The organism is Rhodoferax sp. (assembly GCF_025354435.1).
Classification (GTDB): Bacteria; Pseudomonadota; Gammaproteobacteria; order Burkholderiales; family Burkholderiaceae_C; genus Rhodoferax_B.
The window spans coordinates 49,518-69,344 of the sequence record NZ_JANXMU010000025.1; the positions used below are offsets into that span (position 1 = coordinate 49,518).

Genomic DNA, 19,827 nt, shown 5'->3' on the forward strand with positions numbered 1-19,827 from the left:
ATGGATCGCTCTGATATTGATAGCGCCTTGCGTAGATTGGATATGCGTCAGGGCCACTTTTTACGTAAAACCCCGCTGTGGAAGCTGTCGGGCGCGGATGTGGGTGTGGACTGCGCTGAAGTCTGGCTCAAGCTGGAACACCTGCAGGTGGGCGGCAGCTTCAAGGCCCGCGGCATGATGAACCGGCTGCTGGCGAACACGATTCCTGCGTCGGGTGTGGTGATCGCCTCGGGTGGCAACGCGGGCATCGCCACTGCCGCAGCAGCCCAGGCTTTGGGCGTGCGCTGCGAGGTGTTTGTGCCCACCTCGTCGCCCGAAGCCAAGCGGGCTCGCCTGCGCGACCTGGGTGCCGAGGTGGTCGTCACCGGTGCGGCGTATGCACAGGCCTTCGAAGCCTGCATGGCCCGCCAGCAAGCCACCGGCGCGCTGCTGACCCACGCCTACGACCAGCCCGAAGTGCTGGCGGGCGCGGGCACCTTGGCCGCCGAGATCGAAGCCCAGGACGGTGTGCCAGACAGCGTGCTAGTCAGCGTGGGCGGTGGCGGCTTGATCGGTGGCATCGCCGCCTGGTTCGAGCAGCGCAGCCGCGTCGTGGCGTTGGAGCCCGAGCGCGCGCCCACCTTGCACAGCGCCCGCCAGGCCGGGGAGCCGGTAGATGTGGCTGTGGGTGGCATCGCCGCCGACTCGCTGGGGGCCAAGCGCATCGGCCAGCTCGGCTGGGAGGTCACCCAGCGCCACGTCCAAGACGCCCTGTTGCTGAGCGACGAGGCCATTCTTGCTGCCCAGCGCTGGCTGTGGAAAGAGCTGCGGCTGGCGGTGGAACCCGGTGCGGCCCTGGGACTGGCAGCCCTGCAAACCGGCGCGTACCGGCCCCGTGCCGACGAGAAAGTCGCCTTGATTTTGTGCGGCGGCAACGTTGATCCGGCCACTTTGACCTGAATTTAGAATATCCCCATGCTTGACATCCTCACCCTTCGCAAAGACCCCGATGCCGTGGTCGCCCGCCTGCAAACGCGCAAAAACCCCCAGCAGTTTCTGAACGTGGACGCGTTCAAAGCCCTGGAATCCGAGCGCAAAACCATCCAGACCCGCACCGAAGACCTGCAAGCCCAGCGCAACAGCGCCAGCAAGCAGATCGGCCAGCGCAAAGCCAAAGGCGAGGGCGTGGACGACCTGATGGCCCAGGTGGCCTCGATCAAGGACGTGCTGGAGTCTTCGGCCGTGCGCCTGGAACAGATCCAGTCCGAGCTGCAAACCCTGCTGCTGGCCGTGCCCAACCTGCCGCACGCCAGTGTGCCCGTGGGCGAAGATGAGCACGCCAACGTGGTCGTGCGCACCTGGAACCCCAGCGAGCGCGCGCCGGGCACTATGGAATTCGCAGCTAAAGACCACGTGGATCTGGGCGCGCCGCTCGGTTTGGACTTTGAAATGGGTGTCAAGCTCACCGGCTCGCGCTTCACCGTCATGCAAGGCCCCATCGCCAAGCTGCACCGCGCGCTCGCCCAGTTCATGCTGGACGTGCAGACTGAAGAGCACGGCTACACCGAATGCTATGTGCCCTACATCGTCAACGCCGACTCCATGCGCGGCACCGGCCAACTGCCCAAGTTTGAAGGCGACCTGTTCGCTGCCAAAAAGGGCGGCCAGGACGGCGAGGACATGCCCGACCACAGCGCGCTGTACCTCATCCCCACCAGCGAAGTGCCGCTGACCAACTTCGTGCGCGACACCATCGTGGCCGAGGCGGACCTGCCCATCAAGCTCACCGCCCACACCCCGTGCTTCCGTTCAGAAGCCGGCAGCGCCGGGCGCGACACCCGCGGTCTGATCCGCCAACACCAGTTCGACAAGGTGGAAATGGTGCAAATCGTCCACCCCGACCAGAGCTACGAGACGCTGGAGCAGATGACTGGCCACGCCGAAGCCGTGCTGCAAAAGTTGGGCCTGCCGTACCGTGTGATGTCGTTGTGCACCGGCGACATGGGCTTTGGCGCGGCCAAGACCTACGACCTGGAAGTCTGGCTACCCGGCCAGAACACCTACCGCGAAATCAGCTCCGTCTCCAATTGCGAAGCCTTCCAGGCCCGTCGCCTGCAGGCCCGTTTCAAGAACGCCCAGGGCAAGAGCGAGTGGCTGCACACCCTGAACGGCTCCGGCCTGGCCGTGGGCCGCGCCCTGGTCGCCGTGCTGGAGAACTACCAAAACGCCGACGGCTCGATCACCGTGCCGACCGTGTTGCTACCTTATTTGCGCGGTTTGGAGACGCTGGCCTAAAAGCCGCGTTTTGGCCTGCTAGAATAGCGGGCGTTGCCTAACCGCAATTGGAAGAGTGGCAGAGTGGCCGAATGTACCTGACTCGAAATCAGGCGTACCGCAAGGTACCGTGGGTTCGAATCCCACCTCTTCCTCCAAGTATTTTCAAAAAAGCGCCTGCCCAGGCGCTTTTTTTGTTTCTGCGCTGCGCCTGCCTACCAGCGCGATGGCGACTGCTGCGATGAGTAACATGGCTGCGAAGGCGAAGGTGCTCTGCAGCCCGGTGGCCACCGCCTCTGGCTGTGCCGTGGTGATATCGCTCGTGCCTGCGGCGAAGGCGAATATGGCGCCCATGACGGAGGTGCCGGTGATCAATCCCAGGTTGCGCGACAGGCTGAGCAGGCCGGAGACCACGCCGCGCTGGTCGGCGGGCACGTCCACTATCACGGCGGTGTTGTTGGCGGCCTGGAACAGCTGGTAGCCCGGGGTCAGGATGGCGATGGCCGCGATGTAACCGACCACGCCGAACAGGATGGGCAACACCGCCAGTGCCACAGCGCCCGCCGCCATCGCCACCAGCCCGACTACAACCGTCGCGGCCGCGCCCCAGCGGTCCACCACCCGGCCTGCCAGCACACCGCCCACGATAGAGATGGCCGGGCCGATGGCCATCACCATGCCCACCGTGGCCGCGTTCAGGCCTAGCGCTTGCGATAGGTAGAAAGGCCCCACCACAAAGGTCGCCATGATCACCGTGGCCACCAGCACATTGATGGCCAGGCTGGCACCCAGCGCTGGGTCGCGGAAGGCGGCCAATTGCACCAGCGGTGATGCCACACGGGTCTGGCTGAACACGAACAGGCCTGAGCCAGCCACCGCCGCCAGCAGCAGCGCGATGTTCAGCGCACCGAAGTGGCTGCGTCCCATCGTCATGGCCAGCGCGTAGGCCGCCAGGGTCAGGGCCAGTAGCAGCGTGCCGATGGGGTCGAAGCGGACACGGTCCGCCTTCGCCACCAGACGGTCGGCAGGCAAATAGCGCTGTGCCAGTACAAAAGCCAATATGCCCAGCGGCAGGTTCACCAGAAAGATGCTGCGCCAGCCGAAGCCACCCACCAGCACGCCGCTCAGCGAGGGGCCAAGCGCCGTACCCACGGCCGACATGGTGCCCAGCAGGCCCATGGCGCTGCCGGTTTTGTCCTTGGGCACCGTCTCGGCCACAAAGGCGATGGTCAGCGCCATCATGGTCGCCGCGCCCAGGCCTTGCGCCACTCGGGCGGCCAGCAGTAGCGCCAGTGTGGGAGCGGCAGCGCACAACACCGAGGCCGTGGTGAACAGCAAGATGCCACCCAGCAATAGCCGCCGACGGCCCAAGATATCCCCCAGCCGCCCCACGCTGACGATCAGCGTGGTGATGGCCAGCAGATAGGCCAGCACTACCCACTGGACTTGCTGGAACGAGGCGCTGAAGGCCTGGGCCAGGGTGGGCAGGGCCACATTGGCAATGCTGGTGCCCAGCGAGGACAGCAGCATAGACAGCGACAGGCTGGCAAGTGCCCAGGGGATTTTGCGGGGGGTGAACATGGTGGATGCGTCTTTCTGTGGAGCTGTTTCAAGCGTAGTGCTTTACCCTGCATGGCGGAAGACGCAGCGTTTGCACTGTATCCCTGCGCAAAACGCCATGCCAGACCAGAATTGCGCTATCGTGGACGCATGCCAACTCCCGATTTCAACCTGCTGGTCACGCTGGATGTGCTGCTCGCCGAAGGCAGCGTGGTGCGCGCCGCCAAACGCCTACGGCTGAGCCCGTCGGCCATGAGCCGGGCGCTGGCGCGGCTGCGCGAGACCACCGGCGACCCGCTGCTGGTGCGGGCGGGTCGCGGCCTGGTGCCCACACCCCGTGCTTTGGAGCTGCGCGAACACGTGCGCCAGCTGGTGCAGGATGCAGAAGCGGTGTTGCGCCCCACCGAGACGCTGCAGCCCGCGCAACTGGTGCGGACATTCACGTTGCGCACCAGCGAAGGCTTTGTGGAGTGCTTTGGCCCCGGCCTGATTGCCCGCATGGGCGCAGAGGCCCCTGGTGTGCGGCTGTGTTTTGTGCAAAAGCCCGACAAGGACAGTGCACCCCTGCGCGAGGGGGCGGTCGATCTGGAGATCGGCGTGGTGGGCAGCACGGCCGCGCCCGAACTGCGCACGCAGGCCTTGTTCCGCGACCGTTTCATCGGCGTGGTGCGTGCGGGCCACGCGCTGAGCCAGGGCGAGATCACGCCCGCCCGCTATGCGGCGGGGCAGCACATCAGCGTGTCGCGGCGCGGGCTGTTCAAGGGAGGCATTGACGACGCGCTGGAGTCGCTGGGGCTGCAGCGCGACATCGCCACCATCGTCGGCGGCTTCTCCACCGCCCTGGCGCTGGCCCGGGCCAGTGAGCTGGTGGCCAGCGTGCCCGGGCGGCACACCGGCGTGCTGCGCGCCGGGATGTTCAGTTTTGACCTGCCAGTGGCCACGCCCGCGTTCACTGTGTCCATGCTGTGGCACCCCCGGCTGGATGCCGACCCGGCGCAGCGCTGGTTGCGCACCTGCGTACGCGAGGTGTGCGTGGCGATGGACTGAAGATTGCTTGTCTTGCAGCGCCGACAATACACGCTTGTTTTTGTAACCTTGTCGTCTTCCATAAGGAACCCAGCCATGCCGCTTGTCGTTTTCAACCAGAAGGGTGGGGTGGGCAAGTCCACCATTACCTGCAATTTGGCCGCTATCAGTGCCAGCCAGGGGCTGCGCACGCTGGTGATCGACCTGGACCCGCAGGGCAATTCCAGCAGCTATCTGCTGGGCGCGCAGGCCCAGGACGACCAGCCTACGGTGGCCGGGTTTTTTGAGCACTGCCTGAGCTACAGCTTGCGCACCGTGCTGCCCACCGACTTCATCGTCACCACGCCGCACGAAAACCTGCACCTGATGCCGTCCAGCCCGCTGCTGGGCGAACTGGAGAGCAAGCTGGAGTCGCGCCACAAACTGTACAAGCTACGCGAGGCCCTGCAGCTGCTGGCGGCGGGCTACGACCGTATCTACATCGACACGCCGCCCGCGCTCAACTTCTACACCCGCTCGGCACTGATCGGCGCACGGGCCTGCCTGATTCCGTTCGACTGCGACGAGTTTGCCCGCAAGGCGCTGTACACCCTGCTGGACAACGTAGCCGAAATCCGCGCAGACCACAACCCTGGCCTGGTAGTGGACGGCATTGTGGTGAACCAGTTCCAGCCGCGTGCCAACCTGCCGCAGCGCATGGTCAATGAGCTGGTGGCCGAGGGCCTGCCGGTGCTGCAACCGTATTTGCCTTCGTCGGTGAAGATTCGCGAATCGCACGAGCAGTCTTTGCCTATGGTTTACCTGGACCCGCTGCACAAGCTGACGCAGGCCTTTGTGTCGCTGCATGGCGTGGTGCAGGGCCTGCGCACTGCATAAACTCATTTGCTATTTATTTGATAGCTAATTGTGCTTGTTGAATATGCATTAGCGGCCTATTTTCTTTAAATTTGCAAGTGGTAGTGTCAGTCTGTGCTTGACGGGCATAGGCTGCCCAAGGCATAGTCCATAGCAAAATAATTCCTATTTTGTTATAACTGATACCACTATTGCAATGGCAAAAAGCGAACTGAATCTGAACTCCACCTACCCCAGCCTGCGCGAGCAGGCTGTTTTTATTACCGGCGGGGGCAGCGGCATTGGGGCGGCCATGGTGTCGGCGTTTGTGCAGCAGGGCGCGCGCGTGGCCTTTGTGGACGTGGCCGAAGCCGCCAGCCAGGCGCTGACGCAGGAGCTGGTAGCGGCCGGTTACCCCGCGCCGTGGTGGCGCAAGTGCGATGTGCGCGACATTGCGGCGCTGCAGACTGCGGTGGCGGACGCGGCTGGCGTCCTGGGCGACTTTGCGGTGCTGGTGAACAACGTGGCCAGCGACGACCGGCACACGCTGGAGTCCGTCACGCCTGAGTACTACGACCAGCGCATGGCCATCAACGAACGGCCGGCGTTCTTTGCCATCCAGTCGGTGGTGCCGGGCATGCAGCGGCGCGGCAGCGGCTCCATCATCAACCTGGGGTCCACCGGCTGGCAGACCAAGGGCACGGGCTACCCCTGCTACGCGATTGCCAAGTCGTCGGTCAATGGGCTGACGCGCGGGCTGGCCAAGAGCCTGGGCGCGGACCGCATCCGCATCAACACCGTGTCGCCCGGCTGGGTGATGACCGAGCGGCAGGTGGCGCTGTGGCTGAACACCGAGAGCGAGGCCGAACTCCAGCGCACCCAGTGCCTGCCCGACAAGCTGAGCGGCCACGACATCGCCCGCATGGTGCTGTTTCTGGCCTCGGACGACGGCGCGATGTGCACCGCGCAAGAGTTCAAGGTGGACGCGGGTTGGGCTTAAAATACATTGCTATATTTTTTGATGTAGTTATAAATAGCGCCTTATGCATGTCTAATATACGCTAGAGGCATATTTTATGGTTGAAAAATGGCCAAAAATCTACTGCTAGGCATCGTTGTCTTCCAGCGCGCAGCCATAGAGCGACAGGCTGGCGGCCTTCAGGGCTGTCAGCATCACCTTGGCGGCAGGTGAGGGCAGGCGGTCGGTGCGGGTGATGATGCCGAACGCGTCCATGTGGCAGGGAATCTCCAGCGGCACGATGGCGACCAGGCCGTGGGCGGCGTAGTAGTGCGCCACATCGGCCGCGATGACGGCGAGCATGTCGCTTTGCTGCAGCATGCGGGTGACCTGGCCAAAGCGTCCGGCCTTGAGGGCTGTGAGCTCCTCGTGCGCCTGGTTCAGGCTGGCCAGGGCCACGCGGGCATGGCGGATCATGGTTTCGCCGTACCAGGTAGGGCGCATGCCGCGCGGCAGCTGGTCGAACAGTGGCACTTCCAGCACGTCTTCCAGGTCCTTGAGCAGCTTGGACGCGGCGGGCTGGGTCATGTTGAGCACCTGCGAGGCCCGGTGGATGGACGGTGGACAGGGCAAATAACTAAACCATCAGGAGACAACATGCTTATCAATCGCCGCACTCTCGCCATCGCATTGGCAGCTGCACCACTGGCAGGTTTGCTGCCAGGCACTGTGTTTGCGCAGAAAAAAAATTGTGCTGGGTTTTAGCCAGGTCGGAGCCGAAAGTGAGTGGCGTACTGCCAACACCGACTCCATCAAGGCCTCTGCAGCAGAAGCCGGTATCGAGCTGAAGTTCTCTGATGCCCAGCAAAAGCAAGAAAACCAGATCAAAGCCATCCGCTCTTTCATCGCCCAAAAAGTGGACGTGATTGCGTTCTCGCCCGTGGTCGAGTCCGGCTGGGAAACCGTGCTGCGAGAAGCCAAGGCCGCGAAGATTCCAGTGGTGCTGACCGACCGCTCGGTGAACGTGAAAGACGACTCGCTGTACGTTTCGTTCATGGGCTCGGACTTCACCGAAGAAGGCCGCAAGGCAGGCCGCTGGTTGGTAGAGGCCATGAAGGGCAGCACCGGCGATGTGAACATCGTCGAGCTGCAAGGCACCGTGGGCTCGGCCCCGGCCATCGACCGCAAGAAGGGCTTTGAAGAAATCATCAAGGCCGACCTCAAGTTCAAGATCATTCGCTCGCAAACCGGCGACTTCACCCGTGCCAAGGGCAAGGAAGTCATGGAAGCCTTCCTCAAGGCCGAGGGCAAGAAGATCAATGTGCTGTACGCGCACAACGACGACATGGCCATCGGTGCCATCCAGGCTATTGAAGAGGCCGGTCTCAAGCCTGCCAAGGACATCACCATCATCTCTATTGATGCCGTCAAGGGCGCTTTCGAGGCCATGATTGCAGGCAAGCTGAATGTCACGGTCGAATGCAGCCCGCTGCTGGGCCCGCAACTGATGTCCGCCGTGAAGGACCTGAAGGCTGGCAAAACACTGCAAAAACGTATCGTCACCGAAGAAGGCATCTTCCCGATGGAAGTGGCTGCCAAAGAGTTCCCTAAGCGTAAGTACTGATCTGCATCCCCCACGGCGCGTTGGATACTGAGCGCGCCTTTTTAAAAACCCTCGGAGATAATTCTAATGAAACGTACGTTACTCAAATCTGTGCTGGCCAGCCTAGCCTTGGCGGCACTCGGTGTTGCACCGCAGGCCAATGCCCAAGACAAGGGCACTATCGGCATCTCCATGCCGACCAAGTCTTCGGCCCGCTGGATTGCAGATGGCGACAACATGGTCAAAGTGTTGAAAGACCGTGGCTACAAGACCGATTTGCAGTACGCCGACGACGACATCCCGAACCAGCTCGCCCAGATCGAGAACATGGTCACCAAGGGTGTGAAGGTTTTGGTGATTGCCTCCATCGACGGCACCACGCTGTCCAAAGTGCTGCAAAACGCGGCCGACAAGGGTGTCAAGGTCATTGCCTATGACCGCCTGATCAAGGGTTCGAAGAATGTGGACTACTACGCCACGTTCGACAACTTCCAGGTTGGCGTGCTGCAAGCAGGCACGATTGTGGACAAACTGGGCCTGAAGCAAGGCAAGGGTCCGTTCAACATCGAACTGTTTGGCGGCTCGCCAGATGACAACAACGCCTTCTTCTTCTATGACGGCGCCATGAGCGTGTTCAAGCCTTACATCGACAGCGGCAAGCTGGTGGTGCGCAGCAAGCAAATGGGCATGGAAAAGGTCGGTACCCTGCGTTGGGACGGCGCTGTCGCCCAGGCCCGTATGGACAACCTGTTGTCGGCCTTCTACACCAAGGACAAGGTTGATGCCGTGCTGTCCCCGTACGACGGTATTTCCATCGGCATTTTGTCCTCGCTCAAAGGCGTGGGCTACTGCACCAAGACCCAGGCTTGCCCTGTGGTGAGCGGCCAGGATGCGGAAGTGCCTTCGGTCAAGTCCATCCTGCGCGGCGAACAGTACTCGACCATCTTCAAGGACACGCGTGAGCTAGCCAAGGTCACCGCCAACATGGTGGACGCAGAACTGTCTGGCAAGAAGCCCGAAGTCAACGACACCAAGACCTATAACAACGGCGTCAAGGTGGTACCTGCGTACCTGCTCAAGCCTGTGGCTGTGGATGCCAGCAACTGGAACCCGATCCTGATCGGCAGCGGCTACTACAAAGAGTCGCAAATCAAGTAAAGGCACACGCTCTAGGCCGAAAGCCTGGGGTGTTGCCAGTGAGCTTGAAAAGGCCCTGCATTGCGAGGTGTGGGGCCTTTTTTTTCGGTAGTTTATAAAAATAAAAGGGTACTGATGGCGAACACGATCCTAGAGATGCACGACATCCGCAAGACATTCCCCGGAGTGGTTGCGCTGAACAAAGTGAACCTGCGCGTGAGTGCGGGTGAAATACATGCCCTGGTCGGCGAGAACGGCGCGGGCAAATCGACCTTGATGAAGGTGCTGTCGGGTGTGTACCCGCACGGCGACTACACCGGCGAAATCCGCTACCTGGGCCAGGAGCAGCGCTTCAAGGGCATCCACGACAGCGAGCAGCAGGGCATCATCATCATCCACCAGGAGCTGGCCCTGGTGCCGTTGCTGTCGATTGCCGAAAACATCTTTTTGGGCAACGAGACCGCGCACAACGGCGTGATCGACTGGATGGCGGCGCACAGCCAAACCCAGGCCTTGCTGAAGAAGGTTGGCCTCAAAGAATCCCCCAACACGCTGATCACCAATATCGGCGTGGGCAAGCAGCAATTGGTGGAAATTGCCAAGGCGCTGTCTAAAAAAGTCAAACTGCTGATCCTGGACGAGCCCACGGCCAGTCTGAACGAGACCGACAGCGATGCGCTGCTGATGCTGCTGCTGGAGCTCAAGGCCCAGGGCATTGCCTGCATCTTGATCTCGCACAAGCTCAACGAAATCTCCAAGGTGGCCGATTCGATCACCATCTTGCGCGATGGCACCACAGTGGAGACGCTGGACTGCCGCGCCGAATCCATCAGCGAAGACCGCGTGATCCGCGGCATGGTGGGCCGTGAAATGGCCGACCGCTACCCCAAACGCACGCCTAATATTGGCGAGACCGTGTTTGAGCTGCGCGACTGGCGCGCCTACCACCCGCAGCACGCCGACCGCGAGATGGTCAAAGGTATCAACCTGACCGTCAAGCGCGGTGAAATCGTCGGCATTGCCGGGCTGATGGGCGCGGGCCGCACCGAGCTGGCCATGAGCGTGTTTGGCAAATCCTGGGGCCAGCGCATCAGCGGCACGGCTTTGCTGCACGGCAAGGAAATCGACGTATCTACGGTGCAAAAAGCTGTGGCCCATGGCTTGGCCTACGTGACCGAAGACCGCAAGGGCAACGGCCTGGTGCTGAGCGAAGACATCCAGTGGAACACCTCGCTGGCCAACCTGCCCGGCGTGTCCAAAAACGGCATCATTGACGATGGCCGCGAGTACGCCGTCGCCCAGGGCTACCGCGAAAAAATGCGTACCCGCTGCTCGGGTGTGGACCAGAAAGTGGTCAATCTGTCGGGCGGCAACCAGCAAAAAGTGGTGCTCAGCAAATGGCTGTTCACCAACCCCGAGGTGTTGATCCTGGACGAGCCCACACGGGGCATCGACGTGGGGGCCAAGTTCGAGATCTACACCCTGATTGCGCAACTGGCCGCCGAGGGCAAATGCGTGATCGTGATATCCAGCGAAATGCCCGAGCTGCTGGGCCTGTCGGACCGTATTTACGTGATGAACGAAGGAAAGTTTGTCGCTGAGATGCCCACCGCCGAGGCCAGCCAGGAAAAAATCATGCGCGCCATCGTCAGCGCCAACTAGAGCAAAAACCAGAGCATTCAGACCATGGAAAACACAACAACAACCCCCGCTGCATCTGCTGCCACGGCCGCGCCTTCGGGCCTGAGCTTCTTCAAGAGCAACCTGCGTGAATACGGCATGCTGCTGTCGCTGGTGGCCATCATGGGCTTCTTCCAGTTCATGACCGACGGCACGCTGATGCAGCCGCTGAACCTGACCAACCTGGTGCTGCAAAACAGCTACATCGTCATCATGGCGCTGGGCATGCTGCTGGTGATCGTGGCGGGCCACATCGATCTGTCGGTGGGCTCCATCGTCGGCTTTGTCGGCGCGGTGGCCGCCGTGCTGATGGTCAACTACAACTGGCACTACCTGCCCACGGCCATCGTCTGCCTAGCGGTCGGCGGGTTGATTGGTGCGGCGCAGGGCTACTTTGTGGCCTTCTTCCGTATACCGTCCTTCATCGTGACGCTGGCGGGCATGCTGGTGTTTCGCGGTTTGGCGCTGGCGCTGCTGCAAGGGCAGTCGGTAGGTCCATTCCCCGACACCTTCCAGTCGCTCAGTTCGGGTTTCATTCCCGATCTGTTCAGCTCTGAAGGCCTGCGCCTGACATCCCTCTTGCTGGGCGTGCTGGTAGCACTGGCGCTGGTGGTGGCGGGTATCCGCGCACGTGCCAACCAGCAAAAGCACGGCGTGACCGGCGAACCCACGGCCTTTTTCTGGGGCAAAATGGTGATCTTCTCGGCCCTGCTGATCACCTTCAGCTACATGCTGGCATCGTACAAGGGACTGCCCAATGTGCTCATCGTCATGGCGCTGTTGATTGCGGTGTTTGACTTTGTGACCAGCCGCACCACCATTGGCCGCCGCGTCTACGCCCTGGGCGGCAACGAAAAAGCGGCCAAGCTGTCGGGCATCAAAACCGAGCGCCTGGCCTTCTACACCTTCATCAACATGGGCGTGCTGGCCGCGCTGGCCGGGCTGGTGTTTGCCGCACGGCTGAATACCGCCACGCCCAAGGGCGGCTTGGGTTTTGAGCTGGATGTGATTGCCGCCTGCTTCATCGGCGGAGCCTCGGCTTCGGGCGGTGTGGGCAAGGTGATGGGCGCGGTGATTGGTGCTTTCATCATGGGCGTGATGAACAACGGCATGTCTATCATGGGCATCGGCATCGACTACCAGCAGATCATCAAGGGCTTGGTGTTGTTGGCCGCCGTGTTTGTAGACGTGTACAACAAAAACAAGGGATGACAGGTACTAGCGCACTGCCCGTGCTGGAGCTCACGGGCATCGACAAAGAGTTTGCCGGTAATCCTGTGCTCCGTGGTGTGCAACTGCGCCTGTACCCTGGTGAAATCCACGCCCTGATGGGGCAGAACGGCGCAGGCAAGTCCACGCTGATCAAGGTGCTGACCGGCGTGCTGGAGTCCAGTGGTGGGCAGATGCTACTGATGGGCCAGCCCATCCGGCCCGATTCGCCCCTGGCGGCCCAAAAGCTGGGCATCAGCACTGTCTACCAGGAGGTCAACCTCTGCCCGAATCTGTCGGTGGTCGAGAACGTGTTTGCCGGGCGCTTCCCGCGCCTGGGGTGGATGCAAGGCTATCGCATCGACTGGGCCACCGTGCACCGCCGCAGCCGTGAGCTCTTGGCCCGCATCGGGCTGGACATCGACGTGACGCAGCTGCTGTCCACCTACCCGGTGGCGGTGCAGCAACTGGTGGTCATCGCCCGTGCACTGGGTGTGGAATCCAAGGTGCTGATTCTGGACGAACCCACCTCCAGCCTGGACGAAGACGAGGTGCAAAAGCTGTTTGAAGTGCTGCGCCGCTTGCGGGGTGAGGGCCTGGCGATTGTGTTTGTGTCGCACTTTTTGAACCAAGTCTATGCCATTTCCGACCGCATCACCGTGCTGCGCAACGGCGAGTGGGTGGGTGAATGGATGGCCGATGCCTTGCCGCCCCAGGCTCTGATCTCCGCCATGCTGGGCCGTGAATTCGCGGTGCAAAACGCCCATGCCGGGCAGCAGCGCGACAGCGCCCAGGCTGTGGTGCTGCCGCAAACCCAGGGCCTGGGCCAGGCCGGGCGCTTGCAGCCGGTGGACTTGAAGCTGCATGCGGGCGAGGTGCTGGGGCTGGCGGGCCTGCTGGGTGCGGGCCGTACCGAGTTGGCGCGCTTGCTGTTTGGCCTGGAGGCATCCGACAAAGGTAGCCTGCAGATCGACGGTCAGACCGTACAGCTCAGCAACCCCGCAGACGCGGTGCAGTTTGGCATAGCCCTGTGCCCCGAAGAGCGCAAAACCGACGGCATCGTCGCCGAGCTGTCGGTGCGCGAAAACATTGCCCTGGCGCTGCAGGCGCGGCTGGGTGTACGCAAGTTTTTGAGCATCGCCGAGCAGACCACGTTGGCCGAGCATTTCGTCAAAACCTTAGGCATCAAAACTGCCAGCATTGAAACGCCCATCGGCCTGCTGTCGGGTGGCAACCAGCAAAAAGCGGTGATTGCCCGCTGGCTGGCCACCGACCCGTGGCATCGACGTGGCGGCCAAGCAGGAAATCATGGAAGAAATTCTGCGCCTGGCGCGCGGCGGCATGGCCGTGCTGTTCATCTCCAGCGAGATGAGCGAGGTGGTGCGCGTGTCCGACCGCATTGCCGTGCTGCGCGACCGCCGCAAAGTAGGGGAGCTGCCCGGTGGCAGTTCTGAAGACGAAGTCTACGAAATGATTGCCGCCGACCATGTTTAAGACCTTTTTACGGCACCCGCGGGCGTGGCCCTTGCTGACCCTGCTATTACTTTTGATAGTGAACGTAGTTTTTAATCCCGGCTTTTTGCACATCGAGTGGCGCGACGGCCACCTGTACGGCAGCTTGATCGACATCCTGAACCGGGCCGCACCGCTGGTGCTGGTATCGCTGGGCATGACGCTGGTGATTGCCACCCGGGGCATCGACATTTCTGTGGGCGCGGTGGTGGCGATTTCCGCCGCGCTGGCTGCCTGGATGATTGGTGGCGCGCTGGTGGTGCAAGACGGCGTGGCGGTGCACGCCAGTCGCTTCCCCATGCCGCTGGTAATTCTGGCCGCCCTGGGTGTGGCGGTGGTGTGTGGCCTGTGGAATGGCGTGCTGGTAGCCCGTATTGGCATGCAGCCCATTATTGCCACGCTGATTTTGATGGTGGCGGGACGGGGCATTGCCCAGCTGATCACCGGCGGGCAGATCATCACCATTTACTACGCACCGTTTTTCTTTTTAGGTAGTGGCTATTTGGCGGGCTTGCCGTTCTCGCTGTTCATCGTGGCCCTGGTGTATGGCGTGCTGCATCTGGCCATGACGCGCACGGCCCTGGGCTTGTTTATCCAGGCGGTGGGCATCAACCCGGTGGCAGCGCGCGGCGTGGGCATCCAGGCACGTAAGTTGACGGTGTGGGTGTATGCATTTTGCGGGTTTTGTGCAGGTGTGGCGGGACTGCTCATCAGCTCCAATGTGAAAAGCGCCGACGGTAACAACGCTGGGCAGCTGCTGGAGCTGGATGCCATTTTGGCTGTCACCCTGGGCGGCACCGCGCTGACCGGCGGGCGCTTTATTTGTTTGGCAGCGTGATCGGCGCGCTGATCATCCAGACGCTGACCTACGCCATCTATTCGCTAGGCGTACCGCCCGAGATCAACCTGGTGGTGAAGGCCGTGGTGGTGTTTGCGGTGATGCTGCTGCAGTCCGCCGAGTTCCGCGCCACCGTACGTATGTGGACGCTGCGCCCCGCGCACGCAGGAGGCCGGGCATGAGCACTGCTAAGCGTTTCAACCCCCAGCACCTGCCCATTCTGGCGACGGTGTCGCTGTTCGTGGCGATGGCGACATTGGGTTCGGTGTTCTACGACGGCTTTTTCTCGCCGCAGGTGTTTTTGAACCTGCTGATCGACAACGCCTTTTTGGTGATCGTGGCGGTGGGCATGACCTTTGTGGTGCTGTCGGGCGGCATTGACCTGTCGGTGGGCTCGGTGATTGCGTTCACCACCATGGTGTCGGCTTCGCTGGTGGAAAAGCACGGCTGGAGCCCGGCGCTGGTGATTCCGCTGGTGCTGCTGATGGGCACGGCGTTTGGGGCCTTCATGGGCTTTTTGATCGAGCGCTTTCGCCTGCAGCCCTTTATCGTGACGCTGGCGGGCATGTTCCTGGCGCGCGGCCTGTGCTACTTGATCAGCATCGACTCGATCAGCATGACCAACGAGTTTTATTCTGAAGTCTCGCAAATGCGCATCCCGGTGTGGGGCGATGCTTCGCTGTCGATTGGTGCCGTGATTGCGCTCATCGTGCTGGTAGTGGCCGTGTTTGTTGCGCACTGCACACCCTTTGGCCGCACGGTGTACGCCGTGGGCGGCAGCGAAAACTCGGCCCTGCTGATGGGCTTGCCGGTGCGCGCCACCCTGATTGGCGTGTACACGCTGTCGGGCTTTTGCTCGGCGCTGGCGGGCGTGGTGTTTACCTTTTACATGCTGTCGGGCTACGGTCTGCATGCCGTGGGCATGGAGCTGGACGCGATTGCAGCGGTGGTCATTGGCGGCACGTTGCTGACCGGCGGCTCGGGCTACATGGTCGGCACGCTGTTTGGCGTGCTGATGTTCGGGATCATCCAGACCCTGATTTCCTTTGATGGCACTTTGAGTTCTTGGTGGACGCGCATCGTCGTAGGTGCACTGCTGTTCCTGTTCTGCCTGCTCCAGCGCGTGTTTGCTGCCCGTAAATCCCCCCATTCCTGATTTTTTCCTGAAGACCCCTCTATGACCGATACCCCTAAAAAAATGCGCTCCGCCGAATGGTTTGGCTCGGCCGACAAAAACGGCTTCATGTACCGCAGCTGGATGAAGAACCAGGGCATCCCGGACCATGAGTTCGATGGCCGCCCCATCGTCGGCATCTGCAACACCTGGAGCGAGCTGACCCCGTGCAACGCCCACTTCCGCAAGATCGCCGAGCATGTGAAGCGCGGCATCTTCGAGGCCGGTGGTTTCCCGGTGGAATTCCCGGTGTTCTCCAACGGCGAATCCAATCTGCGCCCCACCGCCATGCTGACCCGCAACCTGGCCAGCATGGACGTGGAAGAAGCCATCCGCGGCAACCCCATCGACGCGGTGGTGCTGCTCACCGGTTGCGACAAGACCACGCCCGCGCTGCTGATGGGCGCGGCCAGCTGCGATATTCCGGCCATCGTGGTCACCGGCGGCCCCATGCTGAATGGCAAGCTCGACGGCAAGAACATCGGCTCCGGCACGGCGGTGTGGCAACTACACGAATCGCTCAAGGCGGGCGAAATCAACGAACACCAGTTCTTTGCTGCCGAGGCGGGTATGTCGCGCTCTGCGGGCACCTGCAACACCATGGGCACGGCCAGCACCATGGCCTGCATGGCCGAGGCGCTGGGCACGTCGCTGCCGCACAACGCCGCCATTCCGGCGGTGGACGCACGCCGCTACGTGCTGGCACACATGTCGGGCATCCGGGCGGTACAGATGGCCCGCGAAGGCCTCACGCTGTCCAAAATCCTGACCCGCGAAGCCTTTGAGAACGCCATCCGCGTCAACGCAGCCATCGGCGGCTCGACCAACGCCGTGATCCACCTGAAGGCCATCGCCGGGCGCATCGGCGTGCAGCTGGACCTGGAAGACTGGACCCGCATTGGCAAGGGCACGCCCACCATCGTCGATTTGCAACCCTCGGGCCGCTTCCTGATGGAAGAGTTTTACTACGCCGGTGGCCTGCCCGCCGTGGTGCGCCGCCTGGGCGAACACGGCCTGCTGCCGCACCCTGATGCGCTCACCGTCAACGGTAAGTCCATGTGGGACAACGTGCGCGAAGCACCCCAGTACAACGACGAAGTCATCCGCCCCATCGACAACCCGCTGATTGCCGACGGCGGCATCTGCATCCTGCGCGGCAACCTGTCACCCCGCGGCGCGGTGCTCAAGCCGTCGGCTGCCACGCCCGCGCTGCTCAAGCACCGGGGCCGCGCCGTGGTGTTCGAAAACCTGGAGCACTATAAGGAGCGCATCGTCGATGAAGACCTGGACATCGACGCGAGCTGCGTGATGGTCTTGAAGAATTGCGGCCCCAAGGGCTATCCCGGCATGGCCGAGGTCGGCAATATGGGCCTGCCACCGAAGCTGCTGCGCCAGGGTGTGAAGGACATGGTGCGCATTTCCGATGCCCGCATGAGCGGCACCGCCTACGGCACCGTGGTGCTGCACGTGGCCCCAGAAGCCGCCGCCGGTGGCCCGCTGGCCGCCGTACGCGACGGCGACTTCATCGAGCTGGACTGCGAACAGGGCCGCCTGCATCTGGACATCAGCGATGCCGAGCTGGCCGAGCGCCTGGCCGCGCTGTCGGGCAATGCGCCCAAGCCGCTGTCGGGTGGCTACGCCCGCCTGTACGTCGACCATGTGCTGCAGGCCGACGACGGCTGCGACTTCGACTTCCTGGTCGGTTGCCGTGGCTCCACCGTGCCCCGCCACTCCCATTAATTACCTGTTGAACGCCATGCACAACGCATCTAACCCCCGTTACCGCGGCATCTTCCCGGTTGTCCCCACCACCTTCACCGCCTCGGGCGAGCTGGATTTGCCCAGCCAGAAGCGCTGTGTCGATTTCATGATCGACGCGGGCTCCGACGGCCTGTGCATCCTGGCCAATTTCTCCGAGCAGTTCTTACTGTCGGACGACGAGCGTGAAGTGCTGACCAAGACCATCTTGGAGCACGTCGCAGGCCGCGTGCCGGTGATCGTCACCACCACCCATTTCGGCACCACCGTCTGTGCCCAGCGCAGCCGCCGCGCGCAGGACATGGGCGCGGCCATGGTCATGGTGATGCCGCCCTACCACGGGGCCACGTTCCGGGTGGGCGAGGCGCAAATTTACGAGTTCTATGCCCGGTTGTCGGATGCTATCGACATCCCCATCATGGTCCAGGATGCCCCCGCTGCAGGCACGCCGCTGTCGGTGCCGTTCCTGGCCCGCATGGCGCAAGAGATCGAGCACCTGGCGTATTTCAAGATCGAAACCGCCGGTGCGGCCGCCAAGCTGCGCGAGCTGATCCGCGTGGGTGGCGAAGCCATCGAAGGCCCGTGGGACGGCGAAGAAGCCATCACCCTCATGCCCGACCTGGATGCCGGTGCCACCGGTGCCATGACCGGCGGTGCCTACCCCGACGGCATCCGCCCCATCATCGAAGCCCACCGCGCGGGCGACCGCGACAAGGCCTATACGCTGTACCAGCAATGGCTGCCGCTGATCAACTACGAGAACCGCCAGGGCGGCATCCTCACCGCCAAGTCTCTGATGGCCGAGGGCGGTGTGATCGCCTGCGAAGCCCCACGCCACCCTTGGCCCGCGATGCATCCCGATGTGCGGGCCGGTTTGATGGACACAGCCCGCAGGCTCGACCCGCTGGTGCTGCGCTGGGGTAAATAGCAATCACTATGATTTTTATAGCTAATAGCGTAGGTGGAATATGCGCTAGAGGCCTAAAAATCTCATAAATTTTCGAGCAGTGCGACGGGCCCGGCGAGCGATGGCTTGTGCCAGCCGCCAGGGGCGCGCGTTTTTGACCTGTGCGATCACCCCGTCTTTCCACACCAGCCAGCGTGGGTACCAGTGGCGGAACCAGGCCAGTTGCATCAAGGCCGGTTGCGTGAGTTGAAACAAGCGTGCCGCCACGGCCGTGCCCACCACCTTGGCGGCCAGCACCACCAGCAGGCCCAGCACAGTGTGGCCCCGGGCCATCCAGTACACCGCCAGCAGCTTGACCGGCAGCAGGGTCAGCATCGGTACGCACAGCAGCAGCAAGGCTGCATAGGGCGGTAGCCGCCGTATCAAGACTTCCAATTGCGACCACACCGGCAAGCGTGCCAAATGGTCCATGGCCCGCGCCAGTGGCCCCCAGCCCCATTCGCCAAAGATCAGCACCAGCGCCAACGCAGTGTGGAACAGGGTCGTTAAAAAACGCTTCACATAGTGCATGTAGGGATCCGGGATAGAGGGCCAGGGAGTACGGGCCACGTTCGATGGTAAATTGGCTGATTGTTAGTACCCCGTCTGAAGCTGTTCTTAAACCATGCACTCCCGCGCTCTTGTTTTGTTTTCCGGTGGGCAAGATTCCACCACCTGTCTGGCTTTGGCCCTGTCCAAGTACGCCCATGTGGAAACCGTTGCCTTTGACTACGGCCAACGCCACCACGTCGAGCTGGACGCGCGCTTGCACGTGCTCGCCCATATCAAAGCCCAGTTTCCCCAATGGGCGGACAAGATGGGTGAAGACCATTTGCTGGATTTGTCGGTGCTGGGCCAGGTCAGCGAGACCTCGCTCACTCGCGACATGGCCTTCAAGATGGAGGAGGGCGGTCTGCCCAACACCTTTGTGCCCGGCCGCAACCTGTTGTTCCTGACCCTGGCCGCCGCGCTGGCCTATCGGCGCGACCTGGAAGTGATCGTCACCGGTGTCTGCGAAACCGACTTCTCCGGCTACCCCGACTGCCGCGACGACACCATGAAAGCCATGCAACTGGCTTTGTCGCTGGGCATGGACAAGCGGTTTCTGATCGAAACCCCGCTGATGTGGATCGACAAGGCCCAAACCTGGCAACTGGCCCAGCAACTGGGTGGCCAGCCGCTGGTGGACCTGATCGTCGAAGACACCCATACCTGCTACCTGGGCGACCGCGTGCACCGCCATGCCTGGGGCTATGGCTGCGGTGAGTGCCCGGCCTGCGTGTTGCGGGCGCGCGGATTTGAGCGGTTTACAGCACCGGCTTGAACTTGCCTGTGGCCC

The 19,827-nt window shown here is 62.3% G+C and carries 14 protein-coding genes, 1 tRNA gene and 4 pseudogenes; 16 read left to right on the plus strand and 3 right to left on the minus strand.

Features of this window, described 5'->3' with window-relative positions:
• The 3 genes from Q0T48_RS06260 to Q0T48_RS06270 all read left to right on the plus strand — a co-directional run bounded on the left by Q0T48_RS06260 (position 1) and on the right by Q0T48_RS06270 (position 2,411).
• Positions 1-939: a threonine/serine dehydratase gene (locus tag Q0T48_RS06260; protein ID WP_295953954.1), complete on the plus strand. Its 939-nt coding sequence runs from the start codon at positions 1-3 to the stop codon at positions 937-939.
• A gap of 15 nt (positions 940-954) precedes the next feature.
• Positions 955-2,274, plus strand: a complete 1,320-nt coding sequence (gene serS, locus Q0T48_RS06265) for a serine--tRNA ligase (RefSeq protein ID WP_295953957.1) — start codon at positions 955-957, stop codon at positions 2,272-2,274.
• Positions 2,275-2,323: 49 nt separating this feature from the next.
• Positions 2,324-2,411: transfer RNA gene (locus Q0T48_RS06270), tRNA-Ser, on the plus strand.
• A 7-nt stretch (positions 2,412-2,418) separates the two neighbouring features.
• Here the strand turns inward: Q0T48_RS06270 and Q0T48_RS06275 are convergent.
• Positions 2,419-3,834: an MFS transporter gene (locus tag Q0T48_RS06275; RefSeq protein ID WP_295953960.1), complete on the minus strand. Its 1,416-nt coding sequence runs from the start codon at positions 3,832-3,834 to the stop codon at positions 2,419-2,421.
• A 129-nt stretch (positions 3,835-3,963) separates the two neighbouring features.
• Here Q0T48_RS06275 and Q0T48_RS06280 point away from each other — a divergent pair, with 129 nt between their 5' ends.
• From Q0T48_RS06280 to Q0T48_RS06290, 3 genes are all read left to right on the plus strand, one after another.
• Entirely contained in the window at positions 3,964-4,860 is an 897-nt protein-coding gene (locus Q0T48_RS06280) for a LysR family transcriptional regulator (RefSeq protein WP_295953963.1), read from the plus strand.
• 75 nt (positions 4,861-4,935) lie between these two features.
• Entirely contained in the window at positions 4,936-5,715 is a 780-nt protein-coding gene (locus Q0T48_RS06285) for a ParA family protein (RefSeq protein ID WP_295953966.1), read from the plus strand.
• Between the two features lie 175 nt (positions 5,716-5,890).
• Positions 5,891-6,673, plus strand: a complete 783-nt coding sequence (locus Q0T48_RS06290; protein WP_295953969.1) for an SDR family oxidoreductase — start codon at positions 5,891-5,893, stop codon at positions 6,671-6,673.
• 105 nt (positions 6,674-6,778) lie between these two features.
• Here Q0T48_RS06290 and Q0T48_RS06295 read toward each other — a convergent pair.
• A pseudogene (locus Q0T48_RS06295) lies at positions 6,779-7,249 on the minus strand (LysR family transcriptional regulator); the annotation flags it as partial.
• A 39-nt stretch (positions 7,250-7,288) separates the two neighbouring features.
• On the opposite strand from Q0T48_RS06295, the pseudogene Q0T48_RS06300 reads away from it, so the two are divergent.
• The 9 genes and pseudogenes from Q0T48_RS06300 (at position 7,289) to Q0T48_RS06340 (ending at position 18,470) form a co-directional block, all read left to right on the plus strand.
• Positions 7,289-8,255: pseudogene (locus tag Q0T48_RS06300) on the plus strand (ABC transporter substrate-binding protein).
• 66 nt (positions 8,256-8,321) lie between these two features.
• Positions 8,322-9,392, plus strand: coding sequence for a multiple monosaccharide ABC transporter substrate-binding protein (gene chvE / locus Q0T48_RS06305; protein ID WP_295953972.1), 1,071 nt, complete (start codon positions 8,322-8,324; stop codon positions 9,390-9,392).
• A gap of 114 nt (positions 9,393-9,506) precedes the next feature.
• The gene (mmsA, locus tag Q0T48_RS06310) at positions 9,507-11,033 is read left to right on the plus strand and encodes a multiple monosaccharide ABC transporter ATP-binding protein (protein WP_295953977.1); all 1,527 of its coding nucleotides are present in this window, start codon (positions 9,507-9,509) and stop codon (positions 11,031-11,033) included.
• A gap of 24 nt (positions 11,034-11,057) precedes the next feature.
• A complete protein-coding gene (gene mmsB, locus Q0T48_RS06315) occupies positions 11,058-12,263 on the plus strand; it encodes a multiple monosaccharide ABC transporter permease (protein ID WP_295953980.1) in 1,206 nt (401 codons plus the stop codon).
• Positions 12,260-13,754: pseudogene (locus Q0T48_RS06320) on the plus strand (sugar ABC transporter ATP-binding protein). Before mmsB ends, Q0T48_RS06320 begins: the two are co-directional and overlap by 4 nt.
• Positions 13,747-14,792 (plus strand): annotated as a pseudogene (locus Q0T48_RS06325) (ABC transporter permease). The pseudogenes Q0T48_RS06320 and Q0T48_RS06325 overlap by 8 nt, the downstream one beginning before the upstream one ends.
• On the plus strand, positions 14,789-15,766 hold the full coding sequence (gene yjfF / locus Q0T48_RS06330; RefSeq protein ID WP_295953982.1) for a galactofuranose ABC transporter, permease protein YjfF: 978 nt from the start codon (positions 14,789-14,791) through the stop codon (positions 15,764-15,766). Before Q0T48_RS06325 ends, yjfF begins: the two are co-directional and overlap by 4 nt.
• A 21-nt stretch (positions 15,767-15,787) precedes the next feature.
• The gene (locus Q0T48_RS06335) at positions 15,788-17,524 is read left to right on the plus strand and encodes an IlvD/Edd family dehydratase (RefSeq protein ID WP_295953985.1); all 1,737 of its coding nucleotides are present in this window, start codon (positions 15,788-15,790) and stop codon (positions 17,522-17,524) included.
• A gap of 16 nt (positions 17,525-17,540) precedes the next feature.
• Positions 17,541-18,470 carry a dihydrodipicolinate synthase family protein gene (locus Q0T48_RS06340; RefSeq protein ID WP_295953989.1) on the plus strand — a complete coding sequence of 310 codons (930 nt, stop codon included), beginning with the start codon at positions 17,541-17,543 and terminating at the stop codon, positions 18,468-18,470.
• A gap of 45 nt (positions 18,471-18,515) precedes the next feature.
• Here the strand turns inward: Q0T48_RS06340 and Q0T48_RS06345 are convergent, their stop codons facing one another.
• The gene (locus Q0T48_RS06345) at positions 18,516-19,019 is read right to left on the minus strand and encodes a hypothetical protein (RefSeq protein ID WP_295953992.1); all 504 of its coding nucleotides are present in this window, start codon (positions 19,017-19,019) and stop codon (positions 18,516-18,518) included.
• Between the two features lie 94 nt (positions 19,020-19,113).
• Here Q0T48_RS06345 and queC point away from each other — a divergent pair, with 94 nt between their 5' ends.
• Positions 19,114-19,812 (plus strand): 7-cyano-7-deazaguanine synthase QueC, encoded by a 699-nt coding sequence (queC, locus tag Q0T48_RS06350; RefSeq protein ID WP_295953994.1) that lies wholly within the window; start codon positions 19,114-19,116, stop codon positions 19,810-19,812.
• Positions 19,813-19,827 lie beyond the last annotated feature (15 nt).